This window comes from Rhizobium sp. BK176, from assembly GCF_024808055.1.
Map to the genome: position 1 here is coordinate 396833 of NZ_JANUBV010000003.1, position 16114 is coordinate 412946.

At 60.5% G+C, this 16114-nt stretch carries 15 protein-coding genes; 9 read left to right on the forward strand and 6 right to left on the reverse strand.

Annotation, left to right across the window (positions count from 1 at the left end; genetic code table 11):
• Nucleotides 1-43: 43 nt before the first annotated feature.
• Together FHT76_RS14635 and FHT76_RS14640 are read right to left on the reverse strand one after the other, a co-directional pair.
• Nucleotides 44-1975: an autotransporter assembly complex family protein gene (locus tag FHT76_RS14635; protein WP_183863679.1), complete on the reverse strand. Its 1932-nt coding sequence runs from the start codon at nt 1973-1975 to the stop codon at nt 44-46.
• A gap of 169 nt (nt 1976-2144) precedes the next feature.
• The gene (locus FHT76_RS14640; protein WP_183755331.1) at nt 2145-2408 is read right to left on the reverse strand and encodes a YMGG-like glycine zipper-containing protein; all 264 of its coding nucleotides are present in this window, start codon (nt 2406-2408) and stop codon (nt 2145-2147) included.
• A 268-nt stretch (nt 2409-2676) separates the two neighbouring features.
• Here FHT76_RS14640 and FHT76_RS14645 point away from each other — a divergent pair, with 268 nt between their 5' ends.
• From FHT76_RS14645 to hemA, 4 genes are all read left to right on the forward strand, one after another.
• The gene (locus tag FHT76_RS14645) at nt 2677-3168 is read left to right on the forward strand and encodes a (2Fe-2S)-binding protein (RefSeq protein WP_183755217.1); all 492 of its coding nucleotides are present in this window, start codon (nt 2677-2679) and stop codon (nt 3166-3168) included.
• Nucleotides 3169-3250: 82 nt separating this feature from the next.
• On the forward strand, nt 3251-5596 hold the full coding sequence (locus tag FHT76_RS14650; protein ID WP_183863678.1) for a xanthine dehydrogenase family protein molybdopterin-binding subunit: 2346 nt from the start codon (nt 3251-3253) through the stop codon (nt 5594-5596).
• 12 nt (nt 5597-5608) lie between these two features.
• Nucleotides 5609-6406, forward strand: coding sequence for a xanthine dehydrogenase family protein subunit M (locus tag FHT76_RS14655; protein ID WP_183863677.1), 798 nt, complete (start codon nt 5609-5611; stop codon nt 6404-6406).
• A 193-nt stretch (nt 6407-6599) separates the two neighbouring features.
• Nucleotides 6600-7814, forward strand: a complete 1215-nt coding sequence (gene hemA / locus FHT76_RS14660; protein ID WP_183863821.1) for a 5-aminolevulinate synthase — start codon at nt 6600-6602, stop codon at nt 7812-7814.
• 33 nt (nt 7815-7847) lie between these two features.
• On the opposite strand, the gene dxr is transcribed toward hemA, so the two are convergent.
• Nucleotides 7848-9041: a 1-deoxy-D-xylulose-5-phosphate reductoisomerase gene (dxr, locus tag FHT76_RS14665; RefSeq protein WP_183863676.1), complete on the reverse strand. Its 1194-nt coding sequence runs from the start codon at nt 9039-9041 to the stop codon at nt 7848-7850.
• Nucleotides 9042-9232: 191 nt separating this feature from the next.
• Between dxr and FHT76_RS14670 the strand changes: the two genes are divergently transcribed.
• Nucleotides 9233-9499, forward strand: coding sequence for a BON domain-containing protein (locus tag FHT76_RS14670; protein ID WP_183755222.1), 267 nt, complete (start codon nt 9233-9235; stop codon nt 9497-9499).
• A 7-nt stretch (nt 9500-9506) separates the two neighbouring features.
• Here the strand turns inward: FHT76_RS14670 and FHT76_RS14675 are convergent, their stop codons facing one another.
• Complete coding sequence (locus FHT76_RS14675; protein WP_183863675.1) at nt 9507-9653, reverse strand: hypothetical protein; 147 nt, start codon at nt 9651-9653, stop codon at nt 9507-9509.
• A 188-nt stretch (nt 9654-9841) separates the two neighbouring features.
• On the opposite strand from FHT76_RS14675, the gene FHT76_RS14680 reads away from it, so the two are divergent.
• Nucleotides 9842-10486 carry a ThuA domain-containing protein gene (locus FHT76_RS14680; protein WP_183863674.1) on the forward strand — a complete coding sequence of 215 codons (645 nt, stop codon included), beginning with the start codon at nt 9842-9844 and terminating at the stop codon, nt 10484-10486.
• Here the strand turns inward: FHT76_RS14680 and FHT76_RS14685 are convergent, their stop codons facing one another.
• Nucleotides 10487-12115 carry a phosphoethanolamine transferase gene (locus FHT76_RS14685; RefSeq protein WP_183863673.1) on the reverse strand — a complete coding sequence of 543 codons (1629 nt, stop codon included), beginning with the start codon at nt 12113-12115 and terminating at the stop codon, nt 10487-10489.
• Nucleotides 12116-12247: 132 nt separating this feature from the next.
• On the reverse strand, nt 12248-13276 hold the full coding sequence (locus FHT76_RS14690; protein WP_183755225.1) for a LacI family DNA-binding transcriptional regulator: 1029 nt from the start codon (nt 13274-13276) through the stop codon (nt 12248-12250).
• A 145-nt stretch (nt 13277-13421) separates the two neighbouring features.
• On the opposite strand from FHT76_RS14690, the gene FHT76_RS14695 reads away from it, so the two are divergent.
• The 3 genes from FHT76_RS14695 to FHT76_RS14705 are packed head-to-tail and all read left to right on the forward strand — an operon-like array spanning nt 13422 to nt 16095.
• Nucleotides 13422-14510, forward strand: coding sequence for a fatty acid desaturase family protein (locus FHT76_RS14695; RefSeq protein ID WP_183863672.1), 1089 nt, complete (start codon nt 13422-13424; stop codon nt 14508-14510).
• A gap of 33 nt (nt 14511-14543) precedes the next feature.
• Nucleotides 14544-14858: a MocE family 2Fe-2S type ferredoxin gene (locus FHT76_RS14700; protein WP_016556536.1), complete on the forward strand. Its 315-nt coding sequence runs from the start codon at nt 14544-14546 to the stop codon at nt 14856-14858.
• 10 nt (nt 14859-14868) lie between these two features.
• Complete coding sequence (locus tag FHT76_RS14705; protein WP_183863671.1) at nt 14869-16095, forward strand: NAD(P)/FAD-dependent oxidoreductase; 1227 nt, start codon at nt 14869-14871, stop codon at nt 16093-16095.
• Nucleotides 16096-16114 lie beyond the last annotated feature (19 nt).

A 16114-nucleotide genomic window follows, 5' to 3' on the forward strand; every position in this document is an offset into this window, starting at 1 on the left:
TGGCGGCTCAAGGCACACGAAGGCGCCGCGGGTTGCCAGTATGTTAGAATGCCTGGCCGATGCCGGCGTAGATACCGTAATCCGTGCCATCCTCGTACTTGTTGAGTGGCACGGCAAAATCAAGCCGCAATGGACCAAACGGCGTCGCATAGCGAATGCCGATGCCCGCACCCGCCCGAATGTCGGAAAAATCGGGCGCGATGTCGGCTGAAACCGTCCCCACATCGATGAACGGCACTATGCCGATCGTATCGGTGATCTTTACGCGGGTCTCGAACGATGCAGTGACATAGGATGCTCCGCCGGTCTCTTCGTTGTCCGCGTTCCTGGGCGAGATCTCCTGGTAGCTAAAGCCGCGAACCGAGCCGCCGCCGCCAGCGAAGAATCGGCGTGTAGCAGGAATGTTCTGGAGGTCGTCTGCCCCTACGAGAAAGCCTGCGGAAAGCTTGCCGGCAAGAACGATGCGGTCCTCCGCTCCCAACGCGTGATATCCGGTGATCAAGCCCTCGACGCTCGAGAAGAAGGTGCCGTTGTAGGCCTCGTAGCTTGGCGTCGCCTTGAGCATTCCCCGATAGCCTTCGGTCGGGTCGAACTTGTTGTCGCGTGCGTCGCGGTCGTACTGCAAGGGCAGTGAGAAGGTCAGGTAGCTGTTGTTGCCAAAGGCATCGTCATCACGTTCCCAGCTCACCTCGCCGGCGCCGGTTATTGTATCCAAGTCGGACAGTTCGTAGGAAAGGCCGAGGGACGCAGTGACGAGCTTTGCGGTGTAGGCATCGGGGTTCTCGGTTTTGGCAAGGATGCTGGCCCGGAGGGTCGCGGCCGGAACGAACGCGCCGGGCTTGGTAAAGGTGACACCTGCTGAATAGTCGAGATCGCCAACGTTGGTCGTTTCGCCCAGGCGGCCCACCGACCCTTCGATGCGCAGTGCTTCCGCTTCTCCGAAGAGATTGCGGTGACCCCAATAGCCGTTGATCCCGAAGCCGTCCGTGGTCGAATACTGGGCGCCGATACCGAGATAGCGTTGCTTTCCCTCCGATACCTCGATCGTCATCGGCAATGTGCCGTCCGGTGCCAGAGCGTCTGCCTCGTGAATGGTCACGCTGGAGAAGACCCCCAATGCGCGCAGTCGCTCTCCGGCTTTCTTCAATGCTTCGGGCGAATATTGCTCGCCCCTGTTCAGCCGCGAGTAGCGCTGGATGAAGCCCGGTCTTACGGCCTTTGCGCCCGTGACGTCGACGTCGCCGACCGGCGCGACCGGACCGCCTTCGGCGGCGAGAACAATGTCGACGGTGTTCGTCCTGTGGTCAGCGACGACTTTGCGAGTCGTCAGCTTCGCCAGCGGCCGGCCTTCGCTTTTCAACTGTTCGACAATCGTGTCGCCGGCCTTGATGATGGTCAACGAGCCAGCCGTCTCGCCGGGAGCAAGATCGTAGTCTGCGGGGTTGCGGCGCGCGGCGTCGCCGCCGAACTGAACCTCATGAACTTTGAAGACAGGACCCGCAGCAACGTTGATCGTAACCGGGACAGGGCGTGAGCGATTGAAGGTCGGATTGGGCGGAAGAGCGTCGATATCCCTGCCGTCGACTCTGATTGTCACCACGCCGCCGTAGCGCGCCTTCTCATAAAGGGCGGCGATCAGCCGTTCGCGATCGTCTCTGGCCTTGACGACGACGCCGAGGTCGCCCGACACGGGTCGATCCTTGTCGCCCACCAGACGTGAACTGTTTTCCAGTGCTTCCTTGAGATCCGGATCGCTGCTGTCGGTCGTGAGCGTGACATCGTAGCGGACAGGATCAGGCACCTGGTCGGCCGCCGAGTCGTCATCCTTGCCCCACAATGTGATGCCGAAAAGCTTGAAGGCGAAAGCCTCCGAGATCAAAGCCGGCGAAAACGCGAATGCCGCCGCGACCACCAGTATGGTGCCTGCGCGCCGATACGCTATACCCGGTTTCGGTGCCTGCCCTCTAATCTGCATCCGCCGCTTTTGGTTACACTAGAATTGCTTCGCGCCCCCCGGCCGGCGGCAACCTTAGCGGCAAATTTCCTCGGCGTGTACCGTTTTAAATCGCCTGGCCGCTGAAATGGTGGAAAAAACGAGAAATCCCGGGCTTCACACCCGGGATTTCGAGACAGTTTTGCGCCGCTCAATAGCCGCCGCGGCAATCGTCGATGTACCGGCGACCGTACTGGTCGCGGTAATAACACTGTCCCGGCTGCTCGGCGACACGGCCGATGAGGGCGCCAGATACACCGCCGATCGCCGCGCCAACCGCAGCGCCACGAACATTGCCTGTTACTGCACCCCCGATAATTGCGCCGGAGGCAGCGCCGATACCGGCGCCCTGCTGGGTCGGCGTGCAGCTTGCAATCGAAAATCCAATCAAAGCGAATGCAACAATCTTCTTAATCAAATTCTTCTCCTAGGTTGGTCGCCCTCGAAAGAGCGGTGGCCGTCCCTGATTCTTGTTTTTGTCATGCTAGTCGTCAAACTGTGGCGCAAAAAGAGCAGCCTGCCTTCGATGCCCACCTTTCGCACAATGGAGCTGCAACTTTCGTCCAAATTCGACGCAACCGGACACGGCGAATTTAACTAACCTCCCGAAAGTAGTGGTTGATCCTAAAGCGAAAACGTCAAATGATACCGTCCGTGCCTGGAGGAGGCGCGAGGAGGAAATCATGGCGAAAGTGAAACTGACGGTGAACGGCCGGGCAGTCAGCGGTGACTGTGAAGAGCGTACGCTTCTTGTCCATTTTATTCGCGAAAAACTCGGCCTGACGGGAACCCACGTCGGCTGTGATACAAACCAATGCGGTGCCTGTGTCGTTCACATGGATGGCAAGTCGGTGAAGAGCTGTTCGATCCTTGCTGTCCAAGCGTCGGGTTCCACGGTCACCACTATCGAGGGGCTCGCCAGCAACGGTGAATTGCATCCTGTCCAGGCCGCCTTCAAGGAGCATCACGGTCTGCAATGCGGCTTCTGCACGCCGGGTATGGTGATGACGGCCGTCGACATGATTTCGCGCCACGGCGGCCAGCTGGACGAACAGACGGTCCGCCATGAACTCGACGGCAATATCTGTCGGTGCACCGGCTATCACAACATCGTCAAAGCCGTCCTGTCTGCCAACGAACAGATGCACGGCACCGCCAAGCAGGCGGCCGAATAGCTCTCAGGAATTGTCTGGCTGACTGCCGAATACGATTCGCTTTGGCGGAATGCCAGGCCCGAAACCCCATTGGGAGGACATCATGGGTGTTGAAGGAATTGGTGCACGCGTCGCACGCAAGGAAGATAAACGGTTCTTGACCGGCAAGGGCCGCTACACGGACGACATGGTCGTGCCGGGCATGAAATTCGCCTATTTCATCCGCAGTCCACATGCACACGCCAGGATCACGGGAATCGATGCGGCTTCGGCCAAGGCCATGCCGGGCGTCATCGACGTGCTTGACGGCAAGCAGCTGCTTGCAGACGGCATCGGCAACCTCATCTGCGGCTGGATGATTCATTCGAAGGATGGTTCGCCAATGAAGATGGGGGCTTGGCGTCCGCTGGCGGTCGAGACTGTCCGCTACGTTGGCGATGCTGTTGCCATCGTGGTTGCCGACTCGCTCGCAGAGGCCAGGGACGCCGCAGAGGCCGTCGTAATCGACTACGACGAATTGCCCGTTGTCGTCGAGGCTGTCGACGCACTGAAGTCCGGTGCACCCCAGATCCATCCGGAAGCTCGGAACAATCTGATCTTCGATTGGGAACTCGGCGACGGTGCTGCAACCGACAAGGCTATTTCCGCAGCGGCGCATGTCACGGAAATAGAGATCCACAACAACCGCTTGTCGCCCAATCCGATGGAGCCGCGTGCTGCGCTCGGGATCTACGACGCCGCCGAAGATCACTACACCTGCTACACGACTAGCCAGAACCCGCACGTCGCCCGTCTCGTGATGAGTGCCTTCTACAACGTCGCGCCCGAGAACAAGCTGCGGGTGATTGCTCCTGACGTTGGCGGCGGATTTGGATCGAAGATCTACATCTACCCGGAAGAGATCGTCTGTCTCTGGGCTTCCAAGAAGACAGGCGTGCCGGTGAAATGGAATTCGGACCGAACCGAGGCCTTCCTGACAGACGCCCATGGCCGCGACCATGTCTCCAAGGTAAAGATGGCCTTTGACAGCGACCACCGCATCATTGGGCTAAAAGTCGATACCATCTGCAATCTCGGTGCCTACATGTCGCTGTTTTCGTCGGCGGTTCCGACCTACCTCTACGCAACGTTGCTGTCCGGCCAGTACGATATTCCGGCCATCCATGCCAATGTGCGTACGGTTTATACCAACACCGCGCCGGTTGATGCCTATCGTGGCGCTGGTCGCCCCGAGGCCACCTACCTGCTCGAGCGGACGATGGAAACGGCAGCCCGCGAGCTTGGCATTTCGCCGGCCGAGCTGCGGCGGAAGAACTTCATCCGCTCCTTCCCGCACCAGACGCCTGTCATCATGAACTATGACGCCGGTGACTACGAGGCATCACTCAATGCCGCCATGCAGGCCGCCGACTGGAACGGCTTCGCGGCGCGCAAGGCAGAGGCGGCAAGCCGCGGCCTGAAGCGCGGCCTCGGCATGAGCTGCTACATCGAGGCGTGCGGCATCGCTCCCTCGCAGGCGGTCGGCTCGCTTGGTGCGGGCGTCGGTCTATGGGAATCCGCCGAGGTACGGGTCAATGCGGTTGGCACCATCGAGGTGCTCACCGGGTCGCACAGCCACGGACAGGGGCATGAAACGACCTTCGCGCAGCTCATTTCGGATCGTCTCGGTGTTCCGCTGGACAGCGTGTCGATTGTCCACGGCGACACCGACAAGGTGCAGATGGGCATGGGCACCTATGGCTCACGCTCCGGCGCCGTAGGCATGTCGGCCGTGGTCAAGGCGCTCGACAAGGTCGAAGCCAAGGCCAAGAAGATCGCCGCTCACCTGATGGAAGCCGACGAGGGCGATATCGTCATCGAGAACGGCGAGGTGAAGGTTGCCGGCACCGACAAGAGCCTGCCGTGGTTCCAGGTGGCGCTCGCCTCCTACACCGCACACAACCTGCCGAGCGGCATGGAGCCGGGGCTGAAGGAGACCGCCTTCTACGACCCATCCAACTTCACCTTCCCGGCCGGCTGTTACATCTGCGAAGTCGAAGTCGATCCGGAAACCGGCAAGACGGAGATCATCCAGTTCGTCGCGGCGGACGATTTCGGCAACATCATCAACCCGATGATCGTTGAAGGCCAGGTGCATGGCGGTATCGCACAGGGCATCGGTCAGGCTCTGCTCGAGGCCGTGCATTATGACGAGAATGGGCAGCTGTTGACGGCAAGTTTCATGGATTACGCCATGCCGCGCGCCGATGATCTGCCGTCGTTCAAGGTCTCGCATCAGGTAACGCCGTCCCCGAGCAATCCGCTTGGTATCAAGGGCTGCGGCGAGGCTGGTGCCATCGGATCTCCGCCGGCGCTCATCAACGCCATCACCGATGCCATCGGCAACAACATGCTGACGATGCCGGCCACGCCGCAGAAGGTGTGGATGGCAGCGCGCGCGGTTCATTGAGGAGGAACGACGATGTATCAGACCAACTATCACCGTGCGTCCTCGGTCGATGAAGCCGTGAGGATGATTTCGGGCACATCGGAGGGCAAATATGTTTCCGGTGGCATGACACTGATCCCGACGATGAAGCAACGCCTCGCCGCGCCGAGCGATCTCGTCGATCTCAGGCATATTCCCGCGATGCAGGGAATCAAGGTCGATGGTCGCAAGGTGACCATCGGGGCGGCGACTCCGCATGCCGAAGTTGCCGCATCGGCGGCTCTGCGTGCGGTTTGTCCCGCGATTTGCGACCTCGCCGGCATGATCGGCGATCCGCATGTCCGGCACATGGGCACGATCGGCGGCTCGATCGCCAACAACGACCCTGCTGCGGACTACCCGTCGGCCATGCTGGCGCTCAATGCCCGCATCATCACCAACAAGCGCGAGATCCCTGCCGACGATTTCTTCACGGGTCTGTTCGAGACGGCATTGGAGGACGGCGAACTGCTCACTGCGGTCAGCTTCGAGGCTCCCGACAAGGCCGGCTATTCGAAGTTTCCAAATCCGGCGTCGCGCTACGCAATGACCGGGGTTTTCGTTGCCAAAGGTGCTGGGGGCGTAAGGGTCGCCGTCACTGGGGCTGGTTCGAATGGCGTCTTCCGCGAGCCGGCCATGGAAACAGCTCTTAACGCCAACTGGTCTGCCGGCTCCGTCGCTGGTGTCGATGTCAATCCGACAGGGTTGATGTCGGACCTGCATGCCAGTGCGGAATACCGCGCCAACCTCATCAAAGTGATGGCTAAACGCGCCGTTTCCGCCGCCACTTGACGGAACCCGCGCAAATGCGAGGCAGGCAAGCTGCCTCGCATTTTTCTGCCATCTGCCTCAAAATGAGCTTTTTCGAATTAAAATAATTCAAGAGTATGGGCCTTTTGACGCAGTTAATGGTAAAGCGAGGGCAAAGGGTTGACGTGCGCGCGTCCGTTGGCAAAAAAACGCTCGCACGATACTGGAGCAGATGATGGATTTCGAAGCGTTCTTTAAAAACGAGCTGGATGGGCTTCACACGGAAGGCCGTTATCGCGTTTTTGCCGATCTTGAGCGTCACCGCGGCAGCTTTCCGCGCGCCACGCGACACACGGAGAACGGCCCGCAGGACGTCACAGTCTGGTGCTCCAATGACTATCTCGGCATGGGCCAGAACCCGAAAGTGATCGAGGCAATGAAGAATGCCATTGATCACTGTGGCGCGGGTGCGGGAGGCACCCGGAATATCTCTGGCACCACCCACTACCACGTTCTGCTTGAGCGCGAGCTGGCCGACCTCCACGGCAAGGAAGCGGCGCTGATCTTCACCTCGGGCTATGTCTCGAACTGGGCGGCACTCGGTACGCTCGGTGCCAAGATCCCCGGCCTCATCATCTTCTCGGACGCGCTGAACCACGCCTCGATGATCGAAGGCATCCGCTATGCCAAGTGCGACAAGGTGATTTGGAAGCACAACGACGTCGCCGATCTCGAAGCCAAGCTGGCGGCTGCCGATCCGAAGGCGCCGAAGCTGATCGCGTTCGAATCCGTCTATTCGATGGATGGGGATATCGCGCCAATCAAGGAAATCTGCGATCTCGCCGACAAGTACGGTGCAATGACCTATCTCGACGAAGTCCATGCCGTCGGCATGTACGGACCGCGCGGCGGCGGCATTGCCGAGCGCGAAGGCCTGATGGATCGCCTGACGGTGATCGAGGGCACGCTCGGCAAGGCGTTCGGCGTCATGGGCGGCTACATCGCTGCCTCGACGGCGCTCTGCGACTTCATCCGCTCCTTCGCCTCCGGCTTCATTTTCACGACGGCGCTGCCACCGGCGCTTGCCGCCGGTGCGGTTGCCTCGATCCAGCATCTGAAGGTCAGCCCGTTCGAGCGGGCGCGGCATCAGGAGCGGGTCCGCAAGCTGAGGGCACTGCTCGATCAGCGCGGCATTCCGCATATGCCGAACCCGAGCCATATCGTGCCGGTGATGGTCGGCGATGCCGCCAAGTGCAAGTGGATCTCGGATCTGCTGCTCGACAATTGCGGTGTCTACGTCCAGCCGATCAACTACCCGACGGTGCCGAAGAAGACCGAGCGCCTGCGCATCACCCCGACGCCGCTGCACAGCGATACGGACATCGAACATCTGGTCGAGGCGCTGCATTCGCTCTGGTCGCGCTGTGCATTGGCCCGGCACGTGGCCTAAGGGTTCGCGTTATTTGGGAAAGCAAGGCCGCCGTCAGGCGGCCTTTTCGTTGAAGGCTACCAGTTCTGCGGCAAGCCTGCGGGCCTCGGCGTCAGCAGCAAAGACGTCGTCCATCGTCGTCGCTTCGCCGGTTGCGATCATCTTGTCCATCACCGCTTCGGCAATATCGGCCATCGCAAGGAAACCGATCCGTTCCTCGACGAAGGCATGAAACGCAATTTCCTCGGCCGCGTTCATGATGGCGCCCTGCAGTCCGCCGCGCTCCAGCGCGGTGCGCGCCAGCCTCAGTGCCGGAAAGCGTTCTTCGTCAGGTGCCTCGAAGTCCAAGCGCGAGAGCTTGGCGAAATCCAGCCGCTCGACATTCAATGTTGGTCGGCGCGGGTAGTCGAGCGCGTAGCCGATCGCCGTGCGCATGTCGGGGCAACCGAGCTGCGCGATGATCGACCCGTCGGTGTAGCCGACCATGGAGTGGATGATCGACTGCGGATGCACGATTACTTCGATCTGATCGGGCCGCACGCCGAAGAGATGCTTCGCCTCGATCATCTCCAGCGCCTTGTTGAACATCGAGGCGCTGCCGACCGAGATCTTCAATCCCATTGACCAGTTGGGGTGCGCTCGCGCCGTCGCCGCAGTCACATTCGCCATGTCGGCGCGCGACCAGGTGCGGAACGGACCGCCCGAAGCCGTCAGGATGATCCGTTCGACGGCGTGCCGCTGATCCTCGTCCAGAGACTGGAAGATCGCGCTGTGTTCGCTGTCGACCGGGATCAGCCGTCCGCCGCCCTTCGCCACGGCATCGACGAACAGATCGCCGGCCGACACCAGGCATTCCTTGTTGGCGAGCGCAATCGTGGCGCCCTTACGGGCCGCGGCAAGCGTCGGCGCCAGTCCGGCCGTACCGACAATGGCGGCCATGACCCAATCCGCCTCGAGGTCCGCGGCTTCCGCCAGGCCCGATACGCCGGCAGCCACGGCGATGCCGCTGCCGGACAGTTCTTCCTTCAGCGAGTGATACTTGTCGTCGCTTGCGGTGACCGCAAACCTGGCGCCAGACGATTTTGCCTGCTGCGCCAGCAACTGGACGTTCTCGTTGCCGGTGACGACAGCGATCTCGTAGCAGTCCCGTCCGCCCAATTGCTCGACAACGTCGAGCGTATTTTGTCCGATCGAGCCGGTTGAGCCAAAAATACTAAGGCGCCTCGGCGCGCTTTCGCCTGCTATCATCGGTGATTTCGCCAAAACACTTGCATTGGCTCTGGCTGTACAGGGGATTGAAATAGGCGGCAAGTGTGCGGCGCAGCAGAAATCTGACGCCCAGCAGGATGTCACTGCCTTCGTCAGCGATCTCTTGCCGCGGAGCGAAACCAACTGGCTGATTGCCGCGTTTTGTTATGGTCGAAGCAGGAGGAAGGCAGATGGTTTTCAAGCAACCGACGTTCTTTGGCGAGCCTTATGAGCCGGAGTCCGGGGCTGACAAGGATGCAGCGCTCGAGGAGGCCGTGGCGAATGCTCTGGCTGTCGCTGGTGGGATTGACGCTGCGGATGTAAACGTGACGCTCGATGATGGCGCTGTTGTATTGACCGGCCTGGTTGCCACCGCGGCAGAAATCGAGCGCGCAACGGCCGTCGCACGAGCCATCGCCGGAACACGACCCGTGCGCAATGATATCAAGATAGCGTAGCTAACCCTCAGCCAGCGAAGCGTTCCATTTCGAAAACGGCCACTCTGTCCGTCTTCGGCGTGGTAATTGGCCCTGTCGATTTGTAGGCGGTTGCGAGCAGCAGGCCGCTGACAACAAGATATGCGAATGCAAGCAACGTCAGCTTCATACGCATGTCGAGCACTCCTCTCTTTTACGCCTCAAACGCCGTACAGGTCGGAAAGTTCCGACTTCCGATGGCTGTCAGAAAATGTGATCTCCTCGCCTGGCACTGGCTTGTGTCGCCGCTCCTGTCGTAAAGGGTAAAGATAGGGCCACCTGTTTCAACGCCGTGGCTTGATGCATTTGCAAATGGAGGTGGGTATGCGCAAAGCGATTATCGTATGGGGCGGCTGGAGCGGTCATGAACCTGAAGCCTGTGCGCACCGTGTCGCCGAACTGTTGCGAGACGATGGTTTTGCCGTCGAGGTGACCCCCGAGCTGGACATCTTTGGCTCGGCCGCGATCGCGAAGGCCGATTTGCTTGTGCCCGTGATTACCGGCGAGAAGCTCGAGAAAGCGCATGCCGATGGCTTGGTGGAGGCCGTGCGTGGCGGTCTCGGCCTCGGCGGACATCACGGGGCGCTTGCGACCTCGTTCAAGGAAAGTGCGCCCTTCCGCTATGTCTCCGGCGTTACCTGGGTCGCCCATCCCGGCAACATCATCGACTTTCGCGTCAACGTGACGCGCCAGCACGACCCGGTGATGGAAGGTATTCCCGATTTCGATTACCGGTCAGAGCAATATTATCTTCACTATGATCCGTCGGTCGATATTCTGGCGACGACGAGCTTTTCCGGGAAGTATGATGCGGCCGCCCGCAACGTCACGATGCCGGTCGCCTTCAAGCGCCACTTCGGCGCGGGACGCGTGTTCTACACGGCACTTGGCCATGTCGCGAGCGAGTTCGATCACCCTTACATGCGCCTCATTCTTCGTCGCGGTCTTTCGTGGGCGGCGCGCTCCTAGCTAGGAGGTCCGGCCTGTCCTGCATCCAGCAAAGACGTCGAGCTTCGCGTTATAGGCGGATGTCGAGACATTCATCATCCCGAGCACGCTGTGGAACAGGTTGTCGTGGGATGTGGGCTGCGCAGCCGACTGGCCAAGACATGTCTTGTCGAGCGCCATCGAAGCCGTGAAATCGGGGTCGAGCCAGACGAGGAACGGAACGTGTGTCTGCTCCTCGGGAGCAAGGATGTAGGGTGTGCCGTGAAGGTAGAGACCCTTTTCGCCGAGCGACTCGCCGTGATCCGACATGTAGATCAATCCGCTGGCGATCTTGTCGCTGCGGGCCTTGAGCCTATCGATGACGGTGGAAAGGAAATGGTCGGTGTAGAGGATCGAGTTGTCATAGGCATTGACGATCTCATCGTCCTTGCACTTCCCTAGCTCGGCCGTCTCGCACTCAGGCATAAACCTCCGGAATTCCTTTGGATAGCGCAGATAGTAGGCTGGCCCATGGCTGCCGATCTGATGCAGCACAAGCACGCTATCCTTCGTCACGCCGTTCAGCCATGCGTCCAGTTTGTCGAAAAAGATGCCATCCTGGCATTCACGGTTCTTGCAGAAACGTGGGTCGGTCGAATTCGCGAGGTTGACGAAGTTGATGCGCGCTGCGGCGCCCTTGCTGCCGGTGTTGTTGTCGAACCAGGCCACATCGATCCCAGCGTGGGCGAGGACATCCATCAAGCCCTCGTTCTCCATACCCTTCGTGTGGGTGAAGTTCGCGCGCGTGAACTGCGAGAACATGCAAGGGATCGACGTAGCCGTCGCAGTGCCACAGCTCGTCGTCTGCGGGAAGTAGGTAACGCCCTGCTTCCGAAGCTCGGGGTTGGTGTCGCGACGGTAACCGCCGAGCGAAAAGTTCATCGCCCTTGCCGTCTCTCCAGCAACGATGATCGTCACGCGCGGCTTGTGGGCGTCCATGACTGGAACGACTTTGGCGTCGGTGCCGAGCGGCTTGACGACAAGCCGCGCTTCCTTGCGGGCCTGGATGAAGTATCGTGTGGTGCTAACGATCGGGGTGACGGGATTCAGGCTCTTAACGATATCGCGGTGCTGCCGGATTGCCGCGGTGTATTCCTTGGCGTAGACGCCCGCGACGGCGCCGAATATCACGAGGCAGCCGACGATCGTCACACTGTTCCACCAGAGCTTCTGCAGCACCGGGCGGTGAACCACCCTGACCCACAGGATCAACACGATCGGGATGACAGCGAACAGAAGGACATGCCAAAGGAAATCCGGCGTGATCAGGTGATTTGCTTCTGCAGGTGTGGTTTCCATCGCGTTTCGGATCATGTCCGAATCGACAATCACGCCGAAGGAGTCGGTAAACCACGCGGCAAGCGAAGCCGCGAGAACGAGGAAGATCAGGACCGGTTTGATGACGTACTTTGCCGAGAAGGCCGTGGCAAAGGCCACGAACAGAACAGATACCGCGAGGTAGAGGGCGGCGACCGCGATCGGTGTCGCGCCGAGGTAGGCGTGAACCTTTCCCCAGAAAGTCCGGTTGGTGAACAGGACGAGATAGAGCGCCGTGATGGCGGACAGCGAAATGCTGCCAATTTGTGGCCGATAAGGCGACTGTCGTTTCAAGAGGCGGGGGCCTTCGGTGTCTTGTTGTTCGCACGGGCGAACTTCAGTTCACCGCAGCAGTTGCTTACTATCTGTCATAAAACTGACGCATACCTGAAGGGGCCGAGCGCAGTCGAAATTGGTTGAGGGCAGCTAAATATTCTCTGAAGTGTAGATGTGGAACGGCAGAAACGACTGTCCGGGGACAGCGTCGCCTTCTGATCCGATGGATGCCGTCATCAAGGTGACCAGTTCGCTGCATAGGCTTTTGACGGGCGTGGCTATGGCCATGGTCACAACATCATCGGCGAGGGCCGAGTGCGAATCCGGCGTCAGTTCGTTGACGACGACGACGAGCTTGCCTGCGAGGCCCTCCTCGCGCACAGCAGAGATCGCGCCTTCCATTCCGCCACCGCAGACGTAGAATCCGACCAGATCCGGATGTTCCTTGAGGAGATTGACGGTGGCCTCATGGGTTATCTCGGGCGTTTCGAGATTGATCAGCGTCTCGAGAACTTCGAACTCAGGAGCGTTCTCGCGGAAATACGAGCGGAAGCCGATCTCGCGCAACTCGTGTCCGTGGTAGCGGTGGCTGCCGACGAAACAGACGACCTTTCCTGGCCGCTTGGCGGCCTTTGCGATCATCCAGGCTGCGGTGCGACCGACCTTTCGATTGTTCAATCCGACGTAGCCCTGCCGCACGCCGCTTGCGAGATCGGACAGGATCGAGAAGGTCGGGATTCCCCTGGCCTTTAACGCTTCCACTTCGGCGGCGACGGCAGGATAGTCGGGGCCGACCAAGGCGATGGCCTGGTTGCGGCTGGCAAGAAGCTTCAAGGTTTCGATTATCGCGGCCGGCGTCGATGCCGTCGCATATTCGACCTGAGCGGTGATGCGAGACGTTGTGTGGGCATGCGCGGCATGTTCGATTTCGCGGGCGAGCGTCTGATAGAAGGATTGCGTCGGACGCTGCAAAAGAAAGCCCAGCCGATGGTGCGGGAGATCCTGAAAAACGCGCTGTCTGAGCAGGCCGACCGCATGGTAGCCGATTGAGGCAGCTGCGTTATAGACCCTTCGCGCCGTCTCCTCACGAACGCGATGACGACCGTTCAGCACGCGATCGACTGTTGCTACGCTGACGCCGGAGGCATCCGCCAGATCCTGGATCGTTGGTCGCTTCACCGTCGGCCCTTTGCAAGAATCCATCATTGAGAGGTGTCGCAATGATGGGTTTTGATAGAATACATCAAGGCTGCATTGTCGCTTGGTGAAAGTCAACATACTCTCGTCTGCACAGGCCGGGAGGAATGACATGCGGGAGGTTGCGATGGCGGATCAGACGAGGAAGCGGGACTATAGCCTGCTCGGCGAAAGCGGCCGGACGGCCGTCGATATGGGCCTGGCGGCCGCCGAGTGGTATCACACCGAGGTTCCGCGCAAGGAGATGAAGGCGCTGATGCAGCGCTCCGACGCGCCGGCCATTCGCGACACGATCATTTGGCTCGGTGCGATGATTCTACTTGCCGGGCTTGGCGTCTATTTCTGGGGCTCCTGGCTCTGTGTGCCCTTTTTCCTTGCCTATGGAGTGCTTTACGGTTCGGCATCCGATAGCCGCTGGCATGAGTGCGGTCATGGCACAGCTTTCAAGACGCGCTGGATGAACGATGCGGTCTATCAGATCGCCTGCTTCATGATCATGCGCAATCCGGTGACCTGGCGCTGGAGCCATACGCGCCATCACACCGATACGGTGATCGTTGGCCGGGATCCCGAAATTGCCGTGATGCGCCCGCCGGATCTGCTGCGGCTGATCCTCAATTTCTTCGGCATTCTCGATGTCTGGCATGCCATGGTGGACATGCTGCGCAATGCCTTCGGCGTCATCAGTGCGGAAGAGAAAACCTTCATCCCCGAGATGGAGCAGCCGCGCGCCATCTTCATCGCCCGCATCTGGCTCGCCATCTATGTCGTGGCGATTGCCGCCGCTATTGCGATGGGGTCTGTCCTGCCGCTGGTGTTGATCGGTCTGCCGCGGCTCTATGGGGCATGGCATCACGTATTGACCGGCCTGCTGCAGCACGGTGGCCTCGCTGACAATGTCATCGACCATCGTCTGAACAGCCGCACCGTCCATATGAATCCGATCAGCCGGTTCATCTACTGGAACATGAACTACCACGTCGAGCATCACATGTTCCCGATGGTGCCCTATCATGCGTTGCCGCGCCTGCATGCCATGATCAAGCACGACCTGCCCGCGGCAAACCCGTCGATGTGGTCAGGCTATCGAGAGATGATCCCGGCGTTCCTGCGCCAGCTGCGCAACGAAGACTATTTCCTCAAGCGTGAGCTGCCAACGACAGCGCGGCCTTATCGCGAGGAGTTCCATGCCGAGCTTGCGCCGGCCGCCCAATAGAGCAGCACCAGACATGAAGCATGGGAGGACAAGATGAGCGGAAATTGGATCGAGGTCTGTGCGGTCGAGGACATCGACGAGGAAGATGTCATGCGGTTCGATCATCAGGGCAGAACGTTTGCCGTCTACCGCAGTCCGGATGACGAGTTCTTCGCAACAGACGGGCTCTGCACCCACGAGCAGGTCCATTTGGCCGATGGCCTCGTCATGGACGAGATCATCGAGTGTCCCAAGCACAATGGCCGCTTCAACTACAAGACGGGGCAGGCCAAGGGAGCGCCGGTCTGCGTCAACCTCGCTACCTACCCCGTGAAGGTCGAAGACGGCGCTGTCTTCATTTCCATCTGAGGAGGCCGTCATGACCCATTTCGTCATCGTCGGGGCCGGGGAATGCGGCGCACGCGCGGCGTTTGCCCTGCGCGAAAAAGAGTTTGACGGCGAGATCACGCTGATTGGAAGCGAATCCCTTGCGCCCTATGAACGACCGCCGCTTTCAAAGGCGGTCGTTGGAGGGGCCGCGGGGCCGAAGTTTATCGCCGAGCCGGAGAGATATGCGGCGAGTGGCATCCGCCTGCTGACCGGCGTGACGGTAGAGGACGTTGATCCCGAGGCAAAGGCGGTTACGCTTTCCGACGGCAGCTCCATCACTTATGACAGGATTCTGCTCGCGACCGGCGCTCGCGCGCGGGCATTTCCCGGGATTGCCGAGAATAGCAAGCACATCCGCGCGCTCCGCACCCATGCGGACGCGGAAGCTCTTCGCAAAGCGATGATGCCCGGAAAGCATATCCTGATCATCGGCGGCGGTTTTATCGGCCTCGAGCTTGCCGCAACGGCGCGCGCGCTCGGAACCGAGGTGACGGTTCTCGAAGGCCTGGAGCGCGTGCTGAAGCGCGGCGTGGCGGAGGAGGTCGCAGGCGCGATCTGCGAGCGGCATCTGCTTGAGGGCGTCGACATCCGCTGTGGCGTCGCGATCACGGCGATGGCCGAGGAGGGTAGCAAGGCGATCATCCACCTCGCCGATGGCGACACGATCAGCGCGGATCTCGTGCTCGTCGGGATTGGCGCCACACCGAATACGGAGCTTGCGGCGCGCGCCGGTCTCCAGATCGACAATGGCATTGCCGTGGACGAATTTCTGCGCAGTTCGGCGCCTGATGTCTACGCAGCCGGCGACTGCTGCTCTTTTCCGCTGGCGATCTATGGCGGCCGCCGCGTACGGCTCGAATCCTGGCGGAATGCGCAGGAGCAGGGGGCTCTGGCCGCCGCCAACATGATGGGGCTCGGCGAAGCCGTGTCCGCCGTTCCCTGGTTCTGGTCCGACCAATATGACGTAACGCTGCAGATTGCCGGCCTGGCAGAGGGCGCCGTCCAGCACTTGCGCCGGGACCTCGGCGACGGCGCCTTCATTCTCTTTCATCTCGATCAGGCCGGCCGGCTGCTGGCGGCCAGCGGCATCGGTCGCGGCAACATCGTCGCCCGCGATATCCGGCTTGCCGAGATGCTGATCGCGGCGCGCGCGCATCCGGATCCGGCCGCGCTGGTCGCAAGCAGCGTCAAACTGAAATCTCTCCTGGCCGCCTGACGGGCGGTGGCATTCTCAA